Source organism: Burkholderia cepacia ATCC 25416, assembly GCF_001411495.1.
GTDB classification, from domain to species: Bacteria; Pseudomonadota; Gammaproteobacteria; order Burkholderiales; family Burkholderiaceae; genus Burkholderia; species Burkholderia cepacia.
Map to the genome: position 1 here is coordinate 27,164 of NZ_CP012983.1, position 21,911 is coordinate 49,074.

At 67.0% G+C, this 21,911-nt stretch carries 24 protein-coding genes and 2 pseudogenes; 13 read left to right on the forward strand and 13 right to left on the reverse strand.

Translation table 11 applies throughout. The features are described 5' to 3' along the window. Positions 1–143 precede the first annotated feature (143 nt). Positions 144–932: an HAD-IIB family hydrolase gene (locus APZ15_RS32515; RefSeq protein WP_027792334.1), complete on the forward strand. Its 789-nt coding sequence runs from the start codon at positions 144–146 to the stop codon at positions 930–932. Between the two features lie 428 nt (positions 933–1,360). Beyond that, on the forward strand, positions 1,361–2,464 hold the full coding sequence (locus APZ15_RS32520) for an AraC family transcriptional regulator (protein WP_027792333.1): 1,104 nt from the start codon (positions 1,361–1,363) through the stop codon (positions 2,462–2,464). 19 nt (positions 2,465–2,483) lie between these two features. Here APZ15_RS32520 and APZ15_RS32525 read toward each other — a convergent pair whose 3' ends face one another. The 5 genes from APZ15_RS32525 to APZ15_RS32545 all read right to left on the reverse strand — a co-directional run bounded on the left by APZ15_RS32525 (position 2,484) and on the right by APZ15_RS32545 (position 7,181). Continuing rightward, positions 2,484–3,989: a sensor histidine kinase gene (locus APZ15_RS32525; protein WP_027792332.1), complete on the reverse strand. Its 1,506-nt coding sequence runs from the start codon at positions 3,987–3,989 to the stop codon at positions 2,484–2,486. After that, a complete protein-coding gene (locus tag APZ15_RS32530) occupies positions 3,989–4,708 on the reverse strand; it encodes a response regulator transcription factor (RefSeq protein ID WP_021162521.1) in 720 nt (239 codons plus the stop codon). Before APZ15_RS32530 ends, APZ15_RS32525 begins: the two co-directional genes overlap by 1 nt. Positions 4,709–5,110: 402 nt before the next feature. Further along, positions 5,111–5,713, reverse strand: a complete 603-nt coding sequence (locus APZ15_RS32535) for a TetR/AcrR family transcriptional regulator (RefSeq protein WP_027792331.1) — start codon at positions 5,711–5,713, stop codon at positions 5,111–5,113. 149 nt (positions 5,714–5,862) lie between these two features. Then, entirely contained in the window at positions 5,863–6,723 is an 861-nt protein-coding gene (locus tag APZ15_RS32540; protein ID WP_027792330.1) for a hypothetical protein, read from the reverse strand. Positions 6,724–6,809: 86 nt separating this feature from the next. Further along, on the reverse strand, positions 6,810–7,181 hold the full coding sequence (locus tag APZ15_RS32545) for a hypothetical protein (protein ID WP_027792329.1): 372 nt from the start codon (positions 7,179–7,181) through the stop codon (positions 6,810–6,812). Between the two features lie 335 nt (positions 7,182–7,516). Here APZ15_RS32545 and APZ15_RS32550 point away from each other — a divergent pair, with 335 nt between their 5' ends. The 4 genes from APZ15_RS32550 (at position 7,517) to APZ15_RS32565 (ending at position 11,918) form a co-directional block, all read left to right on the forward strand. Then, complete coding sequence (locus APZ15_RS32550) at positions 7,517–8,383, forward strand: PASTA domain-containing protein (protein WP_136471327.1); 867 nt, start codon at positions 7,517–7,519, stop codon at positions 8,381–8,383. A 56-nt stretch (positions 8,384–8,439) separates the two neighbouring features. Next, positions 8,440–9,207 (forward strand): hypothetical protein, encoded by a 768-nt coding sequence (locus tag APZ15_RS32555; protein ID WP_138143335.1) that lies wholly within the window; start codon positions 8,440–8,442, stop codon positions 9,205–9,207. Positions 9,208–9,380: 173 nt separating this feature from the next. Then, positions 9,381–11,252, forward strand: a complete 1,872-nt coding sequence (locus APZ15_RS32560; protein WP_027792327.1) for a hypothetical protein — start codon at positions 9,381–9,383, stop codon at positions 11,250–11,252. A 33-nt stretch (positions 11,253–11,285) separates the two neighbouring features. After that, the gene (locus tag APZ15_RS32565) at positions 11,286–11,918 is read left to right on the forward strand and encodes a hypothetical protein (RefSeq protein WP_049096961.1); all 633 of its coding nucleotides are present in this window, start codon (positions 11,286–11,288) and stop codon (positions 11,916–11,918) included. 37 nt (positions 11,919–11,955) lie between these two features. On the opposite strand, the gene APZ15_RS32570 is transcribed toward APZ15_RS32565, so the two are convergent. Together APZ15_RS32570 and APZ15_RS32575 are read right to left on the reverse strand one after the other, a co-directional pair. After that, positions 11,956–13,065, reverse strand: a complete 1,110-nt coding sequence (locus tag APZ15_RS32570; RefSeq protein WP_027792325.1) for a DNA alkylation repair protein — start codon at positions 13,063–13,065, stop codon at positions 11,956–11,958. A 156-nt stretch (positions 13,066–13,221) separates the two neighbouring features. Beyond that, positions 13,222–14,187, reverse strand: coding sequence for a hypothetical protein (locus tag APZ15_RS32575; protein WP_370448739.1), 966 nt, complete (start codon positions 14,185–14,187; stop codon positions 13,222–13,224). 223 nt (positions 14,188–14,410) lie between these two features. Here APZ15_RS32575 and APZ15_RS42555 point away from each other — a divergent pair, with 223 nt between their 5' ends. Both APZ15_RS42555 and APZ15_RS42775 read left to right on the forward strand, forming a co-directional pair. Beyond that, positions 14,411–14,539, forward strand: coding sequence for a hypothetical protein (locus APZ15_RS42555; RefSeq protein ID WP_021162513.1), 129 nt, complete (start codon positions 14,411–14,413; stop codon positions 14,537–14,539). A 523-nt stretch (positions 14,540–15,062) separates the two neighbouring features. After that, a pseudogene (locus APZ15_RS42775) lies at positions 15,063–15,215 on the forward strand (double zinc ribbon domain-containing protein); the annotation flags it as partial. A 116-nt stretch (positions 15,216–15,331) separates the two neighbouring features. On the opposite strand, the gene APZ15_RS42385 reads toward APZ15_RS42775, so the two are convergent. After that, a complete protein-coding gene (locus APZ15_RS42385) occupies positions 15,332–15,877 on the reverse strand; it encodes a hypothetical protein (protein ID WP_226153335.1) in 546 nt (181 codons plus the stop codon). A gap of 1 nt (position 15,878) precedes the next feature. Between APZ15_RS42385 and APZ15_RS42390 the strand changes: the two genes are divergently transcribed. From APZ15_RS42390 to APZ15_RS32590, 3 genes are read left to right on the forward strand one after another with little or no spacing between them, the layout of a single operon-like run. Then, positions 15,879–16,442, forward strand: a complete 564-nt coding sequence (locus APZ15_RS42390) for a hypothetical protein (protein ID WP_226153336.1) — start codon at positions 15,879–15,881, stop codon at positions 16,440–16,442. A gap of 19 nt (positions 16,443–16,461) precedes the next feature. Further along, on the forward strand, positions 16,462–17,145 hold the full coding sequence (locus APZ15_RS32585) for a hypothetical protein (RefSeq protein WP_226153331.1): 684 nt from the start codon (positions 16,462–16,464) through the stop codon (positions 17,143–17,145). A gap of 29 nt (positions 17,146–17,174) precedes the next feature. Further along, on the forward strand, positions 17,175–18,356 hold the full coding sequence (locus tag APZ15_RS32590; protein WP_027792322.1) for a hypothetical protein: 1,182 nt from the start codon (positions 17,175–17,177) through the stop codon (positions 18,354–18,356). An 87-nt stretch (positions 18,357–18,443) separates the two neighbouring features. Here APZ15_RS32590 and APZ15_RS32595 read toward each other — a convergent pair whose 3' ends face one another. Beyond that, positions 18,444–19,577 carry a TIGR03364 family FAD-dependent oxidoreductase gene (locus APZ15_RS32595; RefSeq protein ID WP_226153332.1) on the reverse strand — a complete coding sequence of 378 codons (1,134 nt, stop codon included), beginning with the start codon at positions 19,575–19,577 and terminating at the stop codon, positions 18,444–18,446. Between the two features lie 140 nt (positions 19,578–19,717). On the opposite strand from APZ15_RS32595, the gene APZ15_RS42560 reads away from it, so the two are divergent. Beyond that, on the forward strand, positions 19,718–19,840 hold the full coding sequence (locus APZ15_RS42560) for a hypothetical protein (RefSeq protein WP_255221844.1): 123 nt from the start codon (positions 19,718–19,720) through the stop codon (positions 19,838–19,840). Here APZ15_RS42560 and APZ15_RS42780 read toward each other — a convergent pair. From APZ15_RS42780 to APZ15_RS32610, 4 genes and pseudogenes are all read right to left on the reverse strand, one after another. After that, positions 19,840–19,920, reverse strand: a pseudogene (locus APZ15_RS42780) (hypothetical protein); the annotation flags it as partial. The gene APZ15_RS42560 and the pseudogene APZ15_RS42780 overlap by 1 nt on opposite strands. A gap of 22 nt (positions 19,921–19,942) precedes the next feature. Then, the gene (locus tag APZ15_RS32600) at positions 19,943–20,176 is read right to left on the reverse strand and encodes a 1-phosphofructokinase family hexose kinase (protein WP_027792320.1); all 234 of its coding nucleotides are present in this window, start codon (positions 20,174–20,176) and stop codon (positions 19,943–19,945) included. Between the two features lie 36 nt (positions 20,177–20,212). After that, entirely contained in the window at positions 20,213–20,722 is a 510-nt protein-coding gene (locus tag APZ15_RS32605; protein WP_027792319.1) for a BCAM0308 family protein, read from the reverse strand. 38 nt (positions 20,723–20,760) lie between these two features. After that, on the reverse strand, positions 20,761–21,408 hold the full coding sequence (locus tag APZ15_RS32610; protein ID WP_027792318.1) for a BON domain-containing protein: 648 nt from the start codon (positions 21,406–21,408) through the stop codon (positions 20,761–20,763). Positions 21,409–21,687: 279 nt separating this feature from the next. On the opposite strand from APZ15_RS32610, the gene APZ15_RS32615 reads away from it, so the two are divergent. After that, entirely contained in the window at positions 21,688–21,876 is a 189-nt protein-coding gene (locus APZ15_RS32615; RefSeq protein ID WP_027792317.1) for a DUF2964 family protein, read from the forward strand. Positions 21,877–21,911: the final 35 nt, after the last annotated feature.

Below are 21,911 nucleotides of genomic sequence, written 5' to 3' on the forward strand. Positions count from 1 at the left end.
GGCGGGCGCGCTTGTCCAGACAACTTCGCCGGCCGGCGCAGGAAACCGCTTATTCCCCGGCACGAATTGCAAAGCAGCAAGCGGCATGGCACGGCCGGGCGCCCTTCTTCATAATCGACGCCTGTCATTCCGCTGTCGAAACCATGCAGCCGCTTTCCCTGGCCCCCGCCGACACCTTCTCGTCCGTCCGCTTCCTGCTGACCGACATGGACGAGACCCTGACCCATCACGGCCGCCTGTCCGCCCGCACCTACACGGCGCTCGAACGCCTGCAGGCGGGCGGCATCCGCGTGATCCCGGTGACGGCCGCGCCGGCGGGCTGGTGCGACCAGATGGCGCGCATGTGGCCGGTCGACGGCGTGATTGCCGAGAACGGCGGCCTTTTCATCCGGCGCGGCCCGGACGGGCACGGCGTCGAACGCCGTTACTGGCATGCGGACGATGCGCTCGCCGGCGCGCGCGACGCACTCCGGCGCATCGCGCGGCAGGTCGAGGCGGCCGTCCCCGCCGCCCGCCCCGCGGACGACCAGGATTTCAGGCTGACGTCGCTCGCGTACGCCCGCACCGGCGGCGACCACGACGACAGGGTCCGCGACGCGCTGGTCGAGGCCGGCGCGGACGCGACCATCAACAACCTGTGGATCATCGGGTGGGTCGGCGGGTACGACAAGCTGTCGATGTCGCTGCGCGTGCTGTCGGACACGTTCGGCGTCGATGCGGGCGCCGGCGCGGCGCGCGATTGTGTCGCCTATTCCGGCGACTCCACCAACGATGCGCCGATGTTCGGCTACTTCACGCACACGGCCGGCATGAGCACCGTGGTCGAGTATCTGCAGCAGTTGCCCGCGTTGCCGCGCTGGATCACGCAGGGCCCGGGCGGCAGCGGGTTCGTGGAGTTCGCCGACGCGATCCTGCGCACGCGCGCGGACTAGGGCCTGTTCACGCTAATAACGGGCTTGCGAACGTGCCTTTCCGCTCGCAGTGCAAGGAGTAAGGAGCGCCGTTTGGCCGTGCCAAACAAGCGACGCACGACGCCGCAATGTGGGCGGAAAGGCACGTTCCCCTGTTTAGAAAAATTCGTTCGTGGGGCTGGCCCCCAGAAGGGCCGATCGCCGCGTCATGCTCCTCGCGAATACGTCGAGTATTCGCTTCGTCGCAATCCTTGCGCTCGGCCCTTCTGGGGGCCAGCGCAAGCCCGTTATTAGCGTGAACAGGCCCTAGCGGGGCTGACCGCGCTCGCGCATCGACTGTCGCGAGATCCTGTCGCGTGATCGTCAGGGTGAACCCTGTGGCGCATGGGACCGATCCCGAGCAGAATTGCGTGCCGTAAACGATATCGATTCGGACGCAGGATGTTCCCATGCCGCGCAGTGTGCCCTTGAACCCGACGACCGCCCGCGCAGCCCGCCTGCCGGACCTCGAGCCGGCCCACGCGTTGCGTCAGCAGCGCTTCACGCCGGCCAAGCTGGCCGTGCTGCTCGACGTGGCCGCACAAGCCGGCATCGACCCGGTCGCGGTGCTCGACGGTACCGGCCTCACGCCGGCCGCCGTCGCGGACCCGTTCACGCTCACGTCGCCGCTGCAGTTCCTCACGGCCGCGCGCAATGCCATCGGCCGCTACGACGGCTCCGATCTCGGCGTGCGCGTCGGCCACCGGCTGCACGTGTCGAGCTACGGGATGTACGGCTACGCGATGCTGTGCTCGGAATCGCTCGCGCACGCGTTCGAATCGGCCGTCAAATATCACCGGCTCGCGAACGGCATGCTCGCGATCCGCTGGGTCGAACAGGGCGATACCGCGTCGTGGCTGTTTCCCGACCGGCACGAAGTCGCGCTGCCCGATCTCGACGAGCCGCTGTACCGTTTCCTGATCGACATGCAGTTCGCGCTGCACGTGACGATCATCAAGGACGTGATGGGTGCGTGGTGCGTGCCGGCGCGCGCGCAGTTCGCACAGCCGCAGCCGGCGCACGCGGCGCTGCTGGGCAATGCGCTCGAATGCCCGATCGCGTTCGACCAGCCGCATCACGTGCTCAGCTATCCGGCCGCGTGGCTCGCGCGCGCGCCGCAGCTCGCGAATCCGATTACTGCCGCGCAGGTGTCGTCGCACTGCGCGAGCCTGCTCGACGAATTGCGCAGCCAGGCCGGCGTCACGCGGCGCGTGTACCAGGAACTCACCCGCACGCCGGGACAATTCCCCGATATCGATGCGATCGCGGCGATCCTCTGCATCACGTCGCGCACGCTGCGCCGCAAGCTCGAAGCCGAAGGCACCTCGTACAGCGAACTGCTGGCGAGCGTGCGCAAGGCGCTCGCGATCGACTATCTCAGCACGACCACGCTCAGCACCGAGGACATCGCATCGACGCTCGGCTTCAGCGATGCGGTGGGTTTCCGCCATGCGTTCAAGCGCTGGACCGGCATGACGCCGAGCGACGTGCGGCGCAACAAGCGCGGCGGCTGAGCGCGAGCAGTGACCGCGCTCAGCGCCCGTCGCCGGTCGCGGGCGCGGCCACCGCCAGTGCGAACTCGAACACCGCCCCCCGCCCGGGCCGGTCGACCAGCCGGATACTGCTGCCGTTGAGCGCCAGCATCCGGTGCACGATCAGCAGCCCGAGCCCGCCGCTCGTCACCGCGCCGCCGCTCATCGGCCGCTGCGGCCGCTGGAACAACCCTTCGCGCCGCGCCGCCGGAATCCCTTCCCCGGTATCGGCCACGGTCACGAGCACGCGGTCGCCGCGCGGCTCCAGCGCGACCTCGACCTCGCCATGCGCAGGCGTATGCCGCAGCGCGTTGTCGAGCAGGTTGGTCAGCACGCGCTCGATCATCCCGAGATCGGCCGACACGACCGGTACCCGCGCCGGAATCCGCGCATGCAGCGCGACGCCGCGCGCCTGCGCGGTCAGCTCGAACTTCTGGAACACGTCCTGCACGAGATCGACGAGCGAAAACGGCTCGCGCTCGGCCTGCACGCCGCCCGATTCGAGGCGTGCCAGCTCGAACAGCGCCTGCGCGAGCCGCCCGACCTTCGCGCTCTGTGCGAGTGCGATCGACAGGTAGCGACGCCGTTCGGTGTCGGCGAGCGTGTCGGCCTTCAGCGACAGCGTTTCCAGGTAGCCGTGCAGCGACGTGAGCGGCGTGCGCAGGTCGTGCGAGATGTTCGTGATCAGCTCGCGCCGCTGCTGGTCCTGGTGCGTCAGCGCGCGCCACTGGTCGCCGATCCGGTCGGCCATCTGCGCGAACGCGGACTCGAGCACGACGATGTCGTCGCCGCGCCGGCCCGGCCGCGAGCGCGGCACCGGCGGCTGCGTGTCGGGCGTGCCGTTCGCGTCGAAGCGGCGCATCGCGTCCGTCAGCCGGCGCAGCGGGCGCGTGATGAAGCTGAACGCGGTGAGGCCCGCGAGCAGGCCGAGCAGCGCGACGAGCGCCATCGACCACAGCGTCGTGCGCAGCACGTTGCCGGCGTCCACGCGCGCGGCCAGCCGGTCGTGCGCCTCGCCGAGCAGCACCACGTAGATGTAGCCCGACGGCGGCTGCCCCGCGCGTTGCAGCGGCGCGGCGCTGAAGACCTTGCGTGCGTCGGGGCTGCGCGGGTCGTCGCCGAGGATCGGCAGCGGCTCGCCCGCGATGAAGCGCTGCACGGGGGCGAGATCGACGCGGTCGCGCTTCACGTGGCCGGGCGGCGCATCGTCGCCCTTGATGCGCCCCGCGTTGTCGAGCAGATAGACCTCGACGCTCGGGTTCACGCCCATCAGCTGGCCGAACAGCGTGCGCACGGCGTCCGGGCGCAGCCCGTTCGCGTCCATCAGCGGCGCGCTGTGGGTCACGCTGTTGACGATATTGGCGGCCAGGTCACGCGACAGCCCCTGCACGACTTCCTGTTCGCGCATGTCGTTCGCGCGGATCTGCAGCCACGCCGATGCGCCCGAGCACGCGAGCAGCAGCACCGAGAACACGAGCGACAGCCGCTGGGTGAGGGTGAGCTTCATCATCCGTCCCGCTGGCCCGGCGCGGCGAGCTTGTAGCCGCGGCCCCACACGGTGAGGATCCGCACGGGCTCCGCCGGATCGGCCTCGATCTTCGCGCGCAGCCGGTTGATGTGGGTGTTGACCGTGTGTTCGTAGCCTTCGTGCTGGTAACCCCACACGGCATTGAGCAGGTCCATCCGCGAGAACACCTTGCCCGGGTGCCGCGCGAAGAAATACAGCAGGTCGAATTCGCGCGGCGTGAGGTCGATGCGCGCGCCGTCCACGCTCGCTTCGCGCGCGATCGGGTCGATCGCCAGCCCCGCGACGTCGAGCGTACCCGCATCGATCCGCGAATCGCGCGCGAGCGCATCGACGCGGCGCAGCAGCGCCTTCACACGCGCGACGAGTTCGAGCACCGAGAACGGCTTGGCCAGATAGTCGTCGGCGCCGAGCTCGAGGCCGAGGATCCGGTGCACCTCGCTCGAGCGCGCGCTCGTGATGATGATCGGCGTATAGCGCGTCATCGCCCGCGCGCGCCGGCAGATCTCCAGGCCGTCGACGCCCGGCAGCATCAGGTCGAGGATCAGCGCATCCCAGCCGCCCTGCTCGAGCAGGCGCAGCCCTTCGGCGCCGTCCGCGCTGTGCACGACCTCGTAGCGCTCGTCGCGCAGGTGCAGGCTGAGCACGTCGGCGATGTCGGCGTCGTCCTCGACGATCAGGATGCGTTTCGGTTGGTCCATGGCGGCGGATGGCGGCACGTCGGTGCCAAGGTCGGGTATCGGTTCGGGCCGGCCCCGGGCCCGGGCCGGCTGGCCGGGTTACCGGGGAGCGAATCGCGGCAATGCGCCGCGCTGCCGCCATTGTGCAAAATTTTGCGGGAGGGAGGGATCACATTTCGTTTATCTTTGCATCGTGTCCACCCCTTGAGCCAATGCTGGTGTGGCTTTCCAATCCGGCCCCATGAAACGGAACCTGCGCCGTTCCGTCCGGACGCAAGCTGGACACTCGGGCTCGGATCTGTCGAGCGATGGCGGCGCGCCCCGGATTGCCGATCCGAATCCGCGCTGCACGCTGTGTGAGTGGCGCCTCCGACATTCAGTGCCGCCGACCGGCACGCGCGGCGGGGGGCCGACAGCAAACGCCTAACCCGGACGGCTACGCGTTTGACGCGTACTCCCGGTTGCGACCGTCGACTCATTCAGCAATACCTTCGCCGCCTCCCACGCCCGTGCGGCGGCACGTGGATCTCCGATCGCACGCGCATCCGCTGTCGCCCCGCTCAGCAACATCACATACACGCCCGCCAGCTGATGTGCCCGGCGACGCGGAATGATCTCGGACAGCAATCGCTCCATGATGGCCAACAGGTCGTCCCGGTAGCGCACCGCGACGTCGGTCACCTTGGGACAGGTCGCGCCGAACTCGGCCAGCGCACGCTCGAACAGGCAGCCCGCAAATTCGGGGCTGCGAAACCAGACACCGTACCAGTCGAAGATCCCCTTCAGGCGCTCAGTGGCATCCGCCATGGGTTCGAGCTTGGCGGCAATGCTGTCCATGATGAAGGTGTAGCGCTGCTCCAGCACCGCCTTGATCAGATCGTCCTTGCTCGCGAAGTGATGGTAGAGCGTCATGCGAGCCACGTCCGCCTCGGCGATGATCCAGTCGATACCGACCGGATGAAAGCCATGGCGGGAAAACAACTCACCGGCCTTGTCCACCACCTGCTGGCGTTTGCTCGCGCGCATGCATGCTTCTCCTGACTACGGGGCGGCATCTTAGCACCACCGTCAGCACCGATTCTTCAGGTTGCAGGGCAAGCGTTGCAGGCTGCCGGTACGACCACGCCTTGCAGGGCGTCAAACACGTGGCCGCCATGCCCCTGCTCGCGGCAGTCTCAGCAAGGCACCCGGCCGCCGTTCATCATGCACCATCGCTGCGTCTCCTGTTGCGGGGCCGCATACGGTAGTCCGGTTCTCGGATCGATGTGATCGTACTGACCCGTCGGGTGTCGAGCCCGCCACGCGGCCTGCTCGGCATACTGCTGTTCGATCGCGGCATGCTCTCGTGCCAGATCCGCCTTCTGCGCATCGTCCAGTTTCTTCGTCATGGCCACGAGCCGTGCGAACTTCGGATCGCGAACATCCTGCAGGGGCGGAAACGGTGGCGTAGGCGGCATGATGAGCACCGGGCCGGTGTATTTCGGTATCGGGAACCGGGACGGCCGGCCGAAGTTCGCCGCCATATCCATCTCCCACATCGCAGCGCCCATTCCAAGCACATGCTCGTAGTCGCGATTGACGACCGCCAGCGTGACCGGCCCCGACGGCGCCGGCAATGGCTGCAGGACAGGCGGAAGCGTCTGTCGAGCCTCGGGATAGATGGTACGGACATACGTGATTGCAGCGACGGAGTACTGCTGGAGGACCGCCTCGTACGCGTCCAGTATCTGCGCTCGCCCATAGCCGCCAGGATTCTCGAACATCGGCTTGTAAGCCAACACCTTCTGGCTATACAACGCATTCGCATTTCGCTGCTCTGCGGCAAGCCGTTGCTGAGGATCCGTCGGCGCAGACGCCGACAGGGGCGCACACCCCGAAAACACGCTGGCGGCCAGCAATAACCCGACTGTCGCGCCAAGAGCCGTCCGGCGTCGACGCGGGATGCGGGCGAGCGCCTGGTTGACCAAGGCGAACAAAACGGGGGGTTTCCTGAATACGCTTGTCTGCATGGCACGGCGTCCGAAAGGCTTGGTCATCTTTGGCCCGGTGCCGATCGCAACTGCGAACGCGATGCGTCGCAGTACAGATTGAATCGGCACCAAGCCCTCATTGGGGGGGAACATCAATCCAGCGCACATCGCACGACGATGCCCCGATCGACGAGCGACTTCAGCAACCCCGTGTATGTCGGACATGCCCGGGAAGCATTGAGTGCGAGCACGTCGTCGATTTCCGCGCTGTCATTGCGCACGCATGCGTACTGCCGCGCAGTGGACGGTTGCAGCGAAGCAAACGCGCCGCACACATGCACGAATGCAACAATCTCCTCGAACATTCTCGTATTGATGTCGATGGCGACCATCATGTCGGAGCCATATCCGCATTCCGAATCCACTTTCGCCGCATAGGCCCGCAGGTCGTACGCGGGCAACCAGGGCGGATGCAATCCGTCGAGGCTCCGGGCGATTTCATCGATACCGGCTTTCAGCGTCATGGTGAAATCCTGCCTGTACCGGATTCGGCGTCGCCTCCTGCCGGGCAACAGGTGCCTGTCTTTACGGATCGGGAAGCAAGATATGACGAATGTATACTAGTCGATCTACTTTGACTAGAATCCCGAATGTCGAAGCGGAAACAGCCGGTGCATGCGCAACGGTCTCCGCTTTATTGCCTTTGAATATATTTTCCGATCCTGATATTCGGGAAGCGGAAGCGCTTCATAAAAACGTTACCCGGCGACGCATTCCCTCTCGCGATGCCGGCAACAGGCAAACACAAACGCACCGTACCTCGTAGCCCGCTTCCACGACCTCTACGGATTTCTCCGCCATGCCGCGCGCCTCCTTTCCGCCTCGTTTCGCCGCATCGTTCGCATCGAGCTGCCTGTATGGCGCCGGCCTGATGCTCGGCCTTGCGCTCACCGTGCCGGCCGCCGCACAAACGACCGTATCCGCGCCACGCGTCGTGTCCGAGTTGAAGGACATCCGCATGAAGCCGCTCGCGAATCTACCCATGGCTGGTAGCGCCAACGATCGCGGAGACTGCTCGCAACTGGTCATCCAGCCGAAATCGGCAGCGGCCAGGCTGGTGGCAGCGCAAGGCTGGGCCGTCATGTCGGACATGCCGCTGGGACCCTACCGCGCGATCAGCTTCGCGGGCCAGATGGAGGCAGCGACCAGCGGCACCTGCAGCATCACGCAAGGCAACGTGGCCGTGTTCGAGAACGGCAGGCTGATCGCGCTGGCCTATGGGAAATCGGCGGAAGATACCGCCATCGGCAGACTGGCCCCGCTAGAGAGCGGCGCCGTGCGCATCTGGGATGGCGACATCGCCCCCTCGCCCGCCGGCGACCTGCACGTCGACCGCGACGGCACGCTGCGCCTGTCCAGGGTGGCCGACGAAGACGCCGTATGCCAAGGCCGCGCGAAGGTGCCCAACGTCTACAACATGCCGATCGACAAGGCCCGCAAGGCACTGATCGCCAACGGGTGGAATCCGGTGCGAGGCGGCGCCAGCGGAGAGCCGCGGCAGTCCGCCCTGGTCAGGCGCGGCATTGTCGAGACCGAGTCCTGCGCGGGCACCGGGCTCGCCTTTTGCGACTTCGGCTACACGGGCCCTGCCGGCAAGTTGACCTTGACCACCGTAGGCGAAGGCGCCCTCCCGTCCGTCACGGACTACGACGTCAAGTGCCGCTGATCTCCCATCGCCCGCCGCGCTGCCCGGCCGCGCCCTCCATGAATGCGGAGCGCCTCATGCAACGTCTGCACATGCGAACCTCGGCCAAAGTCTTGCGTGCGCTGTCCGCTTGCGCGCTGCTGGTCGGCCTGAACGCGTGCGAGCGCGCGACGCCGTCCGTCCGCCCGATGACAGCACCTGCGTCCGCCGCATCCCGGCCTGCCCCCCATGAGCCGGCAATGGCCGCGGATTTGCCGCTGCAGGCGCTGTTGGGCGTGTTCGGCGGGGTGAAGCCGGCGACCTGGCCAGCGTTCGACAGCGTCACCGGCGTGCACTGGGACGACGCCGGGCCGCTCGTCAATCCGGACACGAACGCCCGCGAGGCCACGCGCTACCGTGGCGGCAGCCTGCTGCTCGCGGGTTTTGGCGAGGTGGACATGCCGGACGGCAAGGTCGGCGAGAGCGCCGGCGTCAAAAAAGACAACGAAGGCCACGTCGGCGTCGTACTCAACGGCAATGCGACCGCCGTCCTGTCGATCGTGCTGCGGAAGTTCTACCCGAACGACGACACGCAGGACATTCTGCTGCGCCAGTTCGGCAGAGGCGCCGCGGTCAAGCGCATCGCCGGCAGCTGCGCGCGGGACTACGGCACCACCGCACCCAACACGCAAAAGAACGTGTTCTACCGGGTCAGTATCGCCAACGCGGCCGTACCGGTGTTTGCCGAAACCTACGTCGACGAAGATGGCGGCAATCACGGCCCCGGGGCAACCACCTTCGTGTTCTACCGCAACAGGCCGGACCAACGTATCACGAGCATGCGGTGCAAGCGCGTCGACGCCTGAGCCAGCGCGCCTCGACATCGCGCCGCTCGCATGCGCCGAGCATGACGACACCTGCCCGCGGCCGCAACGGCAGCCGAAACCGCGAGGCGTCGAGCGCTCGACCGCACACCTGAACTGCTGATCGACTGGAGGACATCGACGTGACGCCATCACTACACGGGAAACGCAGCACCATGCGTTCCGCACGCCTGCGCCTGGCCTTCGCCGGGCTGATGCTGGGTCTCGGCTGGCACCACGCCGCGGCTGCGGCCGGTTGCGAGGCCAATTTCAGGCGTGAAGCCGACACCGGCACCGGCACACGCTTCTCGACCTTCTCCACGGTGCCGGGACTGGACGCACGCAACGCCATCGCGCAACTCAAGCAGATTGCCGCGAGCGACGGCTTCGTGATCGGCGACGAAAATTACACCGGCCCGGCGGGCCAGTTGACCATCCAGCAAAAGCAAAGCGACCGCGCACGCGGCTTCGCCATTACGCTGACGGCCAATCAGGACACGAAAACCATTTCCGTGGCGACGACGTTGCCCCCGGGCATGCAGGCAGCACCCGAAGCCATCCGGGGCGGCATGTGCGGCATGCTCGACCGCGTCGACATGAGCCGCAACGCAGTGGGCTCAGGCGTGGCCGCCACGGCGCCCGCGTCGTCCAGCGACGCGTTTCTCGGCGCGCCCGCCTTTACCACCTGCACCTATAACTTCCGCCCCGCTCTGGATGGCGTCACGGGCCGCCACTACACCACCTGGTTGCCGATCAAGGCGCTGAACCCGGCCGACGCGGCCTCGCGGCTGACACAAGCCGCCACCGCGGCAAAGCTGAGCGTGACGTCGAACGAACGATACGGCACGCTGACCGACGTCACGATCGTCCAGCCGCTCCCGGAACAGGGAGAGAAGCGCTCGTTCCCGATCCGCTTCATGCTGGAGGAGGCGCTGGGCGTGATCTCCGTGGTCGCACGACTCAACCCGAAGCAGGAGATGGACGACGAAACGCTGCGCAAGGAAATCTGCACGCTCGTCGCGGCCATGACGGCAGCACCACCGGGCGAATCGAAAGCGCCCCCGGCGCTTCCCCGCGAGCGCAAGCTGGAAAGCTGGCACACCGGCATCGACTGGCTGATCAACCGCGCCGTGGTGGCCGGCAAGTCGCTCGTGATCGTGCCCGCGATCAACCTCGACAAAAAATACACCAGCAACGAGGCGATCGACCCAAGGAAATGGGCGTTCCGTACCGACGTGACGGCCACCACCATCTGGCAAAACAGGGCCGATGCCCATGACGTGATACGCGTGGGGCCGGACGAACCCTTCACCGAAGTGGGGCTGCACGGCTACGTATCGACCTTCGTGGCGGGCAACGCCCAGTACTTCGTCTACATCGTCAATCCGGGCACGTACACCGTCGCCGGCAACACCTACGAAACGACCTCCGAGGCGATGTCGCAACTCGGCACCCGGCAGAAGCCGGGCAGCTCGTCGCTGGGGCTGATCGCCTTGCTGCCCAAGAAGAACACCGACTTCATCCAGTCGCAGGAATGGTTCAACGCGCAGTATCGTGACCGTGAGGTCACGAATACGTACTGCTCGTCGGTCTTCGTCCAGAGCGGCGGCTGCGCATTCTGGGCGACGGAAAAGAGCACGGTGTCGGAGATGACCGAGCCTGCGGGATGGAAGACCGTCACCCGCGAGAAATCCGTCGACGGGCTGGCAGTCTCGACCAGGCTCAAGCGCGAATTTGCTTCGTTCAGCGTAGCGCCGGGCGAAGCCATCGTGATCGACGGCCTGTACCCTACCCCGCCCAACGCGGACTACGACAAGCAAGCCTGCGAGATCGCCGGCGGCCAGATCCAGTGCGACCTGACGCGCTACACGCTCACGCGCATCGCGGCCGACATGGCGCACGTAAGGGGGCTGGCTTCCGACCCGGGGTTCTACCCGCGCGCCACGCGCATCCTGTCCAATGCCAGGTATCGCCCGCTCAGGCTCCTGGGCAAGCCGGGAGAACTTCGCTCGGTGTACGGCCAGGACTATTCGCTTGGCGTGCGTTAGACGCATGCCCCGAACATCGCGCCGGACATTGCCATGACCGCCAAACCGCCCATTGCCCGCAGCCTGTTCCGCACGTCGGGGGTTGTCGTGGCGGCCTTGAGTTTTTGCTTGCCCTTTGACTGCGTATACGGACAGCTCGCGGACTCGGCCGCGCCGGACCGCGCAGGCGAATCGCCCGTCGAATCCCGGGCGCCGGCGAACCTGAGCACGACGCAGGCGCTACAACGCATGCTGGCGCTGCTTCAGGACAGCAGCCAGGTGACCGACATCACGCCCGAAACGGTACACCGCATCTTTGGCGTGCAGACCAAAGCGATCGACAAGGATCAGTTCGGCTATGGTCAACGCCTGCCGGGCAACTGGGCATTCAGTCTCCAGCGGCTGACGATCGGTGATACCGGTACGCGTGTGGATCTGATGTTCGATCCGATTCCCGGCGCGCCGGCCTCCCCGTTGCCGGCGTGCGAGCCCGACTTCGCCCGGTTCACGGAGGCACTGGAGTCCATGGGGTTCAGTCGTCACCCTCACTATGGCGAACACGGCCGGTGGCTCTTCGATGCTTTCGAGCGTCAACGCATGCATGTCTCGGTCTACGCCATCGACGCACGCTCCGATAACGGCGAGCCACCGGGTCCGGCTTGCGTCAAGGCGGTACTGGTGCAATAGCGCAAGCCGCCTGCCTTTGCGCAGGCACTGAATTGACTCACACGGCGAGCTCGAAAAACGATCGCGCAACGACCTGACCGTTGACGATCAGCTCCACCTCGTGCCGGCCCGCATAGTGCCGGCGCGTCGTGAAATCACGCATCGGACGACTATGCTGCAGCGTGACGCGCTGCCCGGGTTCGAGCGTCAGCCCCTTCAGCTTGAACACCTTCGGCGACGCGTCGCCATTCTGCTTCACATACGCGATACGGTAATCGACGACGAGCCGCTGCGCGGTCTCGGCCGTCGATTGCAGCTCGCACGCGAGCGTAATCGACTCGCCGAGCGCCACCTGCGCGGGCGTCACGCCGAACGGGCCGATTTCCAGACGCGGCGCGCTGTCGGCACCCAGGATCGCGAGCGCTCGCGCATTGCCCTGCTTCACGAGGGTGCGGAGCGCATGACGGACGATCCATCGCGTATGCGGATGGTCGCCGCCCCATCGTTCGGCCCGATCGAGCACCCACACCGGATGCGTCTTCGCCACGTCGTTCAGGTGATTCGCGACCGAGCGGCGCACATAGGCGCTCGGGTCGGAGCGAAGGTTGTCGAGAATCCGCGCGGCCAGCGACGGGTCGGCCTCGATCTCGCGGAGCCGGAACGACCAGGGCAGACGCGGGCGACTTCCCTCGCTCGCCAGCCGGCGCACGGCATCGTCCGCATCGTGCGACCAGGCTTCCATCGTCGCGAGTGCACGCGCCAGGTCGATGCGCAGGAATTCGCGCACCGCGAATTCCGACGTGCCGAACGGCGTGAAGTATTTCAGCGCGTCCATCGAACGGTCGAACGCGTGACGTCCGTACTGCCCGACGTAATCGGGCGCGATGAGCGATACGAAACCCCGGCCCAATCGCGGCGCGGCCTCCTGCAACAACGCCAGCACGGCATCGTACCCGCCCGGCAGCGGCCGTGCGCCCGTGTCGATCGCGAGACTGGCGCGCCTGACGCGCTCCATCAACGTCAAGCCGTCGAGGCCTTCGAGCACCGTGGCCAGAAATGCCGACCGGTCGAAGGCAGGCTCGATCGAATGCAGCGCGTCGGACAGCGCATGGAATTGCCGCTTCCCCAGCGACTCCTTCAACGGGACGGGAACTTGAGTGGTTGTCATGACGTGGAGATCCGACGCGCGTCGCGGATCATCGGGTGCGAAAACGCACAGTATCGCCGAAGCCCCTGCCAGATTCTGTCAGCAGACTTTAGCTGTCCGGCTTGCGCCGATGCGCGTGCAGCCGGCATGCGCGAATCGCGAGCGAGAGCACGGTATTCATTCACGCGTCGGTTCTCGCCGCGGCTCAGCGGATGGATCGTCACCGAAAAGCCGGTTTCGCAACTGACCGCCGGTGAAGGCAATCGCAATCAGCGACAGATAACCGGCGACGAGCAGATGCCGCCAGTTGTCGAGCGCGGCGCGATGCGCGACCAGCGCCGCATCGGGCGCCGGTACGGCAAGACTTTCCGGCACGATCGCACGGGTCATCTGCACGAAGCCCGCCGCCGACAGCACGGGCAGCAGGACGAGCAAGGCCAGCAGCACGAACCTTGCGCGACGAAACAACGCACGCCGGCGCAGATGAAACCACAACCCGAGACTGCCGTGCACCCACCCCGGTGCAAGCAGCGCGATCTGCAGCCCCTGCGTGCCGCTCGTGAGGAGCGACACGATGACCCGCTCGTAGTTGGGTTCGAAGCCGTAAAACGAGGTTGCTACGCGGGTCCCGACAACATGGCGGATCAACAGCATGGGCAGGCTGAGTCCCGCCCAGAGACGCAGCCATTCGGCGGGCGGCAGCGACCAGTGCCGGCGGCCGTAAATGGTGCGAATCGCCAGCGCGAAATGCAGGCCGGCCGCGCCGTACAGCACGATCGTTCCAGGCAGGCTTTGCCAGAGCCCGATCGCCAGGTGCAGCCCGCGCTCGGCGATATCGATCGACCAGATGCCGAGCGCGTGATTGATCATGTGAATCGAAATATAGAGCCACAGCAGGATGCCGGACCCGAGCTGCAGCCTCCGCGCGGTCTTGCGCATCAGGTCATGCGCCGACACCGGTCGACCGTCGTCGGGGTCGTGCGTGAGCGGTGCGTGATGCAAGGCACGATTGCTCCGTGGCGGGCGCATGCCGCCCTCCCGCAACCACGACGACCGCTGCGCCCCGCTCGCGTTCGAGGCGCCCTCGCGATCGCGCTGCGCCCGGCCCGGCGTGTCCCCGGTCTGCCTCTCCCTGTCGTGCATTGGCGCCTCCTCTCGATGCCTCCAGTGCGTGATCGACATACCGGGAAACCAGCCCGTTTATTCCCGCGATGGGCGACATGCCGCGGAATGCGTCGCGCGGCTTCGGGAATAGGTACCGTGCTCGCCGGGTATACCGTGTGTGAGCGCACGACGGAACGACGACAGCTGCACGTCGGCGCCCACCACGTCAGAGAGAGAAACGAGCCGGGTCAAGGAGACCATCATGTCCAACGTTCTGTCCCACTGGATTCTGATCGGCTGCGACGCATACGACGAGTACGTGTTTGTGCCGTGGCTCGATAAATCCGTGTATCTGCGCACGGTCACGCTGCGTCGCGTCTGTCTGCTGTGACGGCAGATGCGCATTTTCGAGCGGAATTCTTCCTGCGCCATGACGTCCGCTCCGAAGCCGCCAGGCGCTTGCTGCCGTGCTATTCAACTCTCCGTCGACACACTTCGTCACGCGATTGGCGGATGGCAAAACCGCTTGATTTCAGTGTAATATCCGCCGCAGAAGACCATTTGTATTACCAATCCAAATAATGAAAACAGTCCGCCGGATTCAACCTGGCGACTGAAACGGGGAAAGCTTGAACTCGCCATTCAATACCGGAACATCCGGATTCGTCGTGCCGTACGTGCCGTACGTGCCATACGTGCCGATCCACGTCGGCCGGATCTCTTCTTCTCTATGCCGCCACTTCCCGCGCGGCCGTCCCGAATTCGACTGATATCCCGCGCCGAGCGGCCCGTTCCGCGTCGCGTGCCTTCGTAGCACACGGCCGATACGCCGCCATCCCGCGATTCGGACATACGTGCGCTTGCTCGCACGGCGCCTTCACGTCGATCGATCAAAAGAAGAGGATTACTGAATCATGACTGCGTGTACCCACTGCGGCACCGATCTGCCCGTCGGGCTCAAATTCTGCAAGCAATGCGGAACACCGGTGGCGGCCACTCGTAACGAAGCGGCCGGCGCACCATGCCGGAGCTGCCATGCCGTTCTGACGCCAGGCCAGCGTTTCTGCAACAAGTGCGGAACGCCCGTCGCATCCGCGAATGACAATGGCGCAATCGAAATCGACGTGCCTGCTCCACCTGTCGAGTCCGCACCGCAACCCGCATACGCAGCCGCGGAATCGGCTCACGCGCCTGCGCACGACATCGGCGTCGAATCACCGGCGGCGAACACCGCCTCGAAAGATATCCCCCACGTCGCGAACATCGCCGATGCGGAATCGGGTCGCGCGAGCGCACCGCTGCCATCGCATGACGCCGCGGCAACCGTCACGCCCAACGCAGCGGCAGACCATCGCGGCGACACGGTCGCTGCGTCGTATGTCTCGCCCGTCGTCACCGATGGGCAGTCCGGGCCTGCGAGCGCATCGGCAAGCACCGAAGCGGCGCTCGCCGCCGACGACATGATCGCCGTCGAAACGGTTGCCGAACCTCGCGACGTACCGGACACCGATACCGCGCCGGCGCCGGATACCGAACCCATACGTCCGGTATCCGGCGTGGTGTCCCGGCCGATCGCACAGCCCGCACCGACGAACGACGATACGTCGGCAAAACTCAAGATCATTGCGGCCGGCGTCGCGGTCGCCGTCGCCTGCGCGGGCGGCGCATTCTGGTGGCACGGCCGCCAGGCGAGCGCCCCTGCAACGCCCGAGCCGATCGCCGCATCCACGGTGCCAGACGCCCCGGCCAACGCCGCGTCGGACATCACCGGAGCGGGTACCGTCATCGCCAGCGCGGTCGTTGCGACGACGCCGGCCGACACACCGGCGTCCGCGCCGATCGATACGGCCACCGCCGCCGCAGCCGCGACCTCGCCCGCGTCGGGCCCGGCCGTCGTCACGAATGTCGCGACGGCTTCGGTGCCCGCGACGCCCCCTGCGTCGAACACGCCGCCTGCATCGGCGAACGCGCAACAGACGTCGCCGTTCGCGAAACTGCAGGACGACGCACCCGCACCGGCCGCACCCGCCGCCATTGCGGAAGCATCGCGCAACAAACCGCGCCCAGCACCGCCCGTGCACCCGTCCACGGCGGCCAACCCCGCATCGCCCGCCGTCGACGGCCTGCTGAAACGCGCGCAGGGCGACCTGTCGCGCGGCCAGTACGACAAGGCCATTGCGACAGCGGAAAGCGTCCTTGCGATCGAGCCCGGCAACCGTCCGGCGAAGACGCTCATCGGCAAGGCGAAAGCGCGGCAGATGGATGCACTGCGCAACAACAGCACACTTGAATGAAGCGCCGGAGAACACCGACATGACAATCCAGAAAACCCTCGCCGCGGCCTGCTCGGTCACCTTGCTCGCCAGCGGCTGCGCCACCCAGAACGGCGCCGGCGGGATCTCGTCCGAATCCGTGCTGCGCTGTACGGCGCTCGGCGCCGGCGGCGCACTGGTCGGCGCGCTGATCGGCGGCACCAAGGGCGCGATCGGCGGCGCGGTGGCCGGGCTCGCCGCGTGCGCCGTGATCGAAGTGGCGACACGGCAGACGAAAACGGCAGCCGAAGTCGATCGCGATTACCGCGCAAGCAACCGCAACAACCTGCCGCCCTACGCGAAGATCGACGCGTACAACACGGTCGTGACGCCGCGCTCCGCCGTCAAGGCCGGCGAGCCGATCAGGCTGGCCTCGCAGATTCGCGCGGTGTCTGGCACGAACGAGCCCGTCCAGGAGGTCAAGGAAGTCGTGACTGTGTATGCACCGTCGGGCGAACAGTTCAAGCGCGGCGAGAAGATCGTCAATGCGACGCCGGGCAGCGGCGAATTCGACAACAGCTTCACGCTGAAACTGCCGTCGGGCGCACCGCAAGGCACGTATACGCTGAAAAGCCAGGTCTACCTGAACGGCAAGCCGGGCTCGGTCCGGCAGTCGAGCATCCAGCTCGCGCAGGTCGACGGCGTCACCGTCGTCGCGCTGCTCGACGCCCCCGCCGCACACTGACCCGCCCGCACCTGCAAGGAGATTCAACGATGTCAACGCTCGATCACGCCCCCGTGTCGGGGAAGTTCGGACTACTGCGCGCCGCCGAGGCCGTCACGAACTGGCGCGCACTCGCGATGTGCGCTTTCGCGCTCGTCGCCAGCATGCTGATGGGCATGCTCACGATCCAGGTCCTCGGTCACAGCCCCGTGCTCGGCCTGCTGTTCGTCATCGCGACCTGCGCGATCTCGCTGATCGGCTATTCCGCGGTCGGCATCGTGCTGATGCGCGATGCCCAGGGCGAGCCGGTCGGATTCGTCGACGCGCTGCTACAGGCGACGTTCACCGTCCACCGCCTGATCGGGGTCGGCGTGCTGCTCGCCGTCGGCTGGGTGCTGTTCCTGCTCGCGCTGCTGATCGTGTTCCTGGTCTGCAAGATCCCGGGCCTCGGCCCGCTGCTCTATGCGATCGCGTATCCGCTCGCGGCGATCGTCGCGGGCGCGATCTTCGCCGGCATGTGGTACGTCGGCTATCCGCTGGCCGCGCCCGCCATCTGGCAGGGCAACTCGACGCTGCAGACCGCCGCGCGCCTGCTGCAGATCGGCCGCCGCCAGCTGCTCGGCGTGATCGTCAGGATGTTCGGGCTGCTGCTGCTCGTCGGCGTCCTGTCCGCGGTCGTACTCGGCATTCTCGGCACGGGCGCCGCGATCGCCTCGTCGATCTCGGCGGCAACCGGCACCAGCCCGCTGGGCGGCCTGATGAGCACGCTCGGCGGCCTGGGCGGCTTCGGCCGCCATGCCGGCGCGTACGGCCTCGGCGCGGATGCGGCGGAAGGCGGATTCGACTACCGCAGCATGGCCTATCTGGGCGCGTACGGCTTCGGCAACGGCCTGCTGGTCGCGATCGGCCTCGTGATCCCGTTCCTGACGTTCGTCAACGGCACGTGCCTCATCTATCTGCAGACGGTCAGCGGTGTCGATTTCTCCGCGACCGAAGAGAAACTGAGCCAGCACGTCGCGGACGCGAAACGCCACGCCGAACAGGCACGCGAGCGCGCCGCCGATCACCTCGCGAAAGCACGCGCGTCACACGCGGCCGGCACGGCTTCGCTGCCGGCGTCGGATACGGCACCGCCCGCCACGGACGAAGCCACGGCGTGTGCGCAGTGTCACAAGCCGATGGCCGCCGACGACCTGTTCTGCGGCGAATGCGGCGCACGCCGTCACGCGTGACGGCTGCATGATCGCGCCGGCGCCTGCTGTCGATCGGCAGGCGCCGGCCGGTTCAGCCGCGCGAGCCTCCCCGGCTCGTCCACGCCGTCACCACGCGGCAAACACGTCCTGCGCGATCCCGAAGCCCGTGCTCATCCCGGCGCCGCTCGTCACGACGACGACACGCGTGCCGTCGTCCGGTGCTTCGATCACGCAATCGGCATCGGGCGCCGACGGATAGCTGCCGGTCCAGCGCTCGACCACATCCAGTTCCGGTACATCGAGCGTCTCGTGCAGCAGGCGCAGGATCTGCGCATCGATCTCCTGCGTTGCGAACGGCAGCGGCGCGGCGCCGTATTCATGCGAATCGCCCACCACGAGACTGCCGTCGGCGCTCTGCACCGCGATCAGGTGGATGCCGTACCCGACGCACACGGGCTCCTCCGCGTTCAGGCGCGCACGCAACGCGCCGGCGGCCGGCAGCGCCGCGAACCCCGCGTAACGCAGCAGGCTCAGGTCGCTCATCACCGCGGCGCGCAGCGCCAACGGGCGGCGCGGCCGCACGCGCAGCATCTGCAACTGGCACAGGCGGACCTCGTGCCGCGCGAACCAGTCGCCGTACAGGTGACGGCTGTCCGCGTTGCCGCAGACGATCACGCGCTCCGCGTGCAGCACGCCGCGCGACGTCCGGACCGTCGGCGTGCGCACCTCGTGCACCATCTCGCCGTAGCGGAACCGCACGCCGAAGCGTTCGGCCAGCCATGACGCCAGCAACCCGATCGCGGTACGCGGCTCGATGCGCAGTTCATGCGGGCTGTGCAGGACGCCCTGCGCGCCGTCCAGCCGCAGCTCGGGCGCCACGGCCGCCGCTTCGCCGGGCGTCATGACCCGGCAGCCGTCGGCCATGCCGGTCTGCATGAACGCATCGATCAGGTGCATCGCCTCGGGGCGACGCGCAATCAGGTGCAGGCCCTTGTGAAGCACGTCGATGCCGGCTTGCGGCGCCACGTCCGCCCAGACCTCGCGGCTCGCCCGCGCACGCCGCCAGCTGTGCCCGGCGTGCTGCCCGGTGACCGTGACGAAACCGAAATTGCGGATCGACGCGCCCACGCATGCGGCGTCGCGTTCGATCACGCAGACGCGCAGCCCCTCGAGCGCCGCCGTATAGGCATGGGCGAGGCCGACGATGCCCGCGCCGACGACGATCACGTCGTAAGCATCCGCCGCTGCGATGGCGTTCACGATGGCACGCTCCTTCTGTCGAGATGTGATGCACCGCCCGTTCGGAGCGTGCGTATCGGTTGCAGTGCGCCGCGTTCCTCGGGTAGATCCCCGGGACTGGCGCGCGATCCCGCACTATCGCGACGCGAGATGACATCCGCGTGAAAAAGCCACAAAACGGCATGTTTTGGCAAAATTTGCCATTGCACGACGCCGTGGAGAATCGCATCGATCCGTTGGTGCGCGGCATTGCGGTGTCGTCGAAACGCATCGCACGCGCGTAGTTCGCCATCGGCACCACGGTGACCGCCGCGCCGATATGCAGACACGCATTGAAAAGCCGCGCGAGCTCGCCGAGCGTCATGCCGGGCTGCAGCGGCAACGGGTTATAACCGGTGAATGTCGCCGGCCAGCACGAGATCGCGCGGCGCGGGTTGCAAGGCCTCGATGCGGGCCGCGCAGTCGCGCCACTCGGCGGCCGTGACCGACGGCCGCGGCATCAGGAAACGGTATTCACGCGCCGTCCCGGTCTCGGTCACGCACACGTTCTCGTGCGTCTCGCCGGCAATCCGCAGGCGGACAGACGGCACGTGTTCGGCTTCGAGCCGCAGCGTCAGCACGTCGCACGTCGGCCCGCTCGCCGGACACCCCTCCGTTCATGCGTCGTTGCGCGTCCATTGCGCGCGCAGGATGTCCTCGCCGTCGCGATAGTGGATCGCGAGATCGCCGTGATGCGCATGCAGCAACGCTTCCCCCAGCCGTCGCACCATGTGCACGCCCGTCGTGCGGACGACGAGCGTATCGGCGGATTTCTCGATTTCCATGATGCGTTCGAGCGCGTGCTCGCTCGTCTCCAGAATGGCCTGGCGCTCGAGCAGGTCGAGAATCGTCGCCCGGTGCGCGCACAGGTACACGCCGTGCAGCACCAGTTCGCCCGCCGGCAGGTTTTCCCGCATGCGCTTGCAGGCCGGGCATTCGAGCTGGCGCCGGTCGAGCGGCGCCGCGTACCACGTCCAGCGGCCCGCGTCGCAGACGGCGCCGCAGCCTTCGCAGATCCTGTCGCCCTTCGGCCGCTTCGGATCGCGGTAACTGTCCTTCGTATGCGGCTGCATGCGCCTGTCGTGGCGCAGAGGGTGTCGGCCGGGGCCGGAATTCGAACGGTTCATGACTGCGTCTCCTCGCAGTGGACGGCACTAGCGAGCCGTCAGCCGACGGTGAGCCGGTCGACGACCTCCCGGACGCCTCTCACCGACCCGGCCGCACCGCACGCGGCCCGCCTTTCGGCGAGCGACGCGACCTTGCCCGTCAACGTGACGATGCCGTCGGCCGCGTCGATCGCAATTCCCGCGGATTCGCGCCGCGCGCGACGCGCAAGCGCTTCGGCGATCCGCGTGCCGACGTCCGGCACCGTGTGATCCGTGCGCACCCGGATCCGGTTCGCGACGCCGACGACGCCGATCATCCGGCTGACCATCTTTTCCGCCGCCCGGCTCTGGTATGCATGATCGACTTCACCGTCGAGCGTCACGCAACCGTGATCGACCTCGACGCGAATCTTGTGATCGCGCAGCGCCTCCTGCCAGCCGAGCGCGAACGTGATCGCGATCGCCAGTTCCTGGTCCGCGCACGCGTTCTCCTGCGGTGCAACGTTCAGTTCGAGCACGAGCGCGCGTGCATCCTCGACATGCAGCGCCGTTTTCTGCGCCTCGAGTTTCTGGGCCCAGCTGTCGACCGTGCCGCGCAACGTCACGATCCGGTCGTGTACGTCGACGTCGATCCGCCGTGCATCGACCGCCGGATTCCAGAACAGCGCCTGCTCGACATCCTGCTTGAGTGCTGCATCGGACTTCATTGCCGTCTCCTGTCGGCCCGTGCCGGTCGCGACATTCGCGATCGGCGATGGGGCCGCACCGGATTCAGCATCGCGCAAGGCGGCGCCGGCGGTTTGACGAGGATCAATCAACGCCGTGCTTGCGGCAGCCGCCGTCGCGCACACTCGATCCCGATTTTTCCGTTGACGCAGATCAACCGCGCGACGGGGTGCGACGCGATCATGTCCCCGGCCGCCGCGGCATTCGTGGCGGCCCGCACGCTTCATATCGTTGCGACAGCCGCTCCCCGGGAGACCGTCATGAACCGCAGGCAATACCGCATCTCGCTGGCAACGCTCAGCGTATTCATCGCGCTCGCATCGCTGGCCGGCATCATTCACGGCATGCTGTTCGACGAGCGGGTTTTCAGATACTCGATCGTCACGCTGATCCTGAGCATCCTCTCGTTCGCCGTCCTGCTGAACCTCGCCCCTGGCGACCGGCCGTGACGCGTGCGACCGCGTCGGGCCCGGCGCAACCCGCC